Here is a 1902-nt window from a genome sequence, read left to right as displayed (position 1 = left end):
GGCGGACAGGGTGCACCCTGTCCGTCAACCAGCAACCTGTGCTGGCAAAGGGCGCTTGTGGGGGCGGGGGCGCAACGCCGAGGAGGTGCGGCTGCGCGGCATACCGAGGTGGGCAACCTATCCTCGGGTGGGGCGTGCGCGTTCGCGCGCATTGCCCGTATGCCGTCCCATTCGTCCCCCCGTAAGGCTCACCTCGCGCGCATGATCCGTTTCGAGAACGTCAGCAAGGTCTATGCCCGGTCCACCCGACCGGCGCTCAGCGACATCAACCTCGAGATCGAGCGCGGCGAGTTCGTCTTCGTGGTCGGCGCGTCCGGATCCGGCAAGTCCACCTTGCTGCGCCTGGTCCTCAAGGAAGAGGGCGTCACACAGGGCAGCGTGCTCGTCGCGGGCCAGGACGTGGGCAGCCTGCCCCACCGCAAGGTGCCCCGGCTGCGTCGCGAGATCGGGACCGTGTTCCAGGACTTCCGGCTGCTCCCGAACAAGAACGTCTACCAGAACGTCGCCTTCGCCCTTCAGGTGCTCGGCCGCTCGGGCCACGCGATCCGCCAGGTCGTCCCCGAGACCCTGGAGATGGTGGGGCTGGAGGGCAAGGAGAAGCGGCTGCCACACGAGTTGTCCGGTGGTGAGCAGCAGCGGGTCGCGATCGCGCGCGCGTTCGTGAACAAGCCGCCGATCCTGCTGTGCGACGAGCCGACCGGAAACCTCGACCCGACCACCAGTCTCGACATCGTGAGGCTGCTCGACCGGATCAACCGCACCGGCACGACGATCGTGATGGCCACCCACGACGACGACATCGTCGACCAGCTGCGCAAGCGGGTCGTCGAGCTCAAGAACGGCCACATCATCCGCGACGAGAACAAGGGCGTCTACGGCAGCGGCAGCTGATCGCCGCGCCCGACAACAGAAGGTACTGGAGACCCACCCCCATGCGACTGCAGTTCATGCTCAGCGAGATCGCGATCGGCCTGCGCCGGAACCTGTCCATCGCCGTGTCGGTGATGCTGGTGACGATGGTGTCGGTCTACCTCATGGGCGTCGGCTTCCTCGCCCAGGGCCAGGTCGACACTCTCAAGGGCTACTGGTACGACCGCATCCAGGTCTCGATCTTCATGTGCGGCAAGGACTCCCTCGACGTCAACTGTGACGGCAAGGCCGTGACGGAGGAGCAGCGGGACTCGCTGAAGTCCCAGCTCGACGAGATGAAGCCGCTTGTCAAGAACGTCTACTACGAGTCCGAACAGCAGGCCTTCGACCGGTTCAAGGAGCAGTACCGCAACTCGCCGCTGTCGGACTACCTGCAAGTCGGTGACATCCCGGAGAACTTCCGTGTCCAGCTCACCGACCCCAAGAAGTACGACGTCGTGGTCAGTGCCTTCGAGGGTGCGCCCGGCGTCGGACGGGTCCAGGACCAGCAGAAGACGCTGGACAAGCTCTTCACCGTGATGAACGTGGTGACCATCGGGTCGCTGTTCCTCGCGGGCCTGATGGTGCTGTGCTCGGTCCTGCTGATGGCCACCACGATCCGGCAGGCCGCGTTCAGCAGACGGCGTGAGACCGGCATCATGAAGCTCGTCGGTGCCTCGAACTTCACGATCCGGCTGCCCTTCGTCATGGAGACCGTGCTGGCGGCCCTCACCGGCACCGGTCTGGCCATCGTCGGGCTCTGGGTGACGGCCGACTCGCTGCTGCCCAAGGTCTCGGCCGTCCTGCAGGACGCCCCTCTGGTGGGGACGACCGACATCTGGTTCGTCGCGCCGTGGCTGGTCGGGTTCATGCTCGTGGTGTCGGTGCTGACCTCGTGGGCCACGCTGCGCCGCTACCTGCGCGTCTGATCGAGGCGGTGTCGTCCAGCAACCTTTGCTAGCAAAGGTTGCTGGTTGACGGACAGGTTGCAAC

The 1902-nt window shown here is 65.7% G+C and carries 2 protein-coding genes; both read left to right on the top strand.

Annotated elements, in window-relative coordinates; genetic code table 11:
- Positions 1-201: 201 nt before the first annotated feature.
- Positions 202-891 (top strand): cell division ATP-binding protein FtsE, encoded by a 690-nt coding sequence (gene ftsE, locus AC1DVZ_RS18810; RefSeq protein WP_477619722.1) that lies wholly within the window; start codon positions 202-204, stop codon positions 889-891.
- 41 nt (positions 892-932) lie between these two features.
- Positions 933-1838 carry a permease-like cell division protein FtsX gene (gene ftsX, locus AC1DVZ_RS18805; protein ID WP_477619721.1) on the top strand — a complete coding sequence of 302 codons (906 nt, stop codon included), beginning with the start codon at positions 933-935 and terminating at the stop codon, positions 1836-1838.
- Positions 1839-1902 lie beyond the last annotated feature (64 nt).

Source organism: Pedococcus sp. P2_E5, from assembly GCF_056403895.1.
Note: the sequence above shows the minus strand (reverse complement) of the source record. Positions and strands in the feature narration are given on the sequence as shown.

Coding starts and splice junctions, on each gene's coding strand:
- ftsE (WP_477619722.1), top strand. CDS start 202: ATGATCCGTTTCGAGAACGTCAGCAAGGTCTATGCCCGGTCCACCCGA.
- ftsX (WP_477619721.1), top strand. CDS start 933: ATGCGACTGCAGTTCATGCTCAGCGAGATCGCGATCGGCCTGCGCCGG.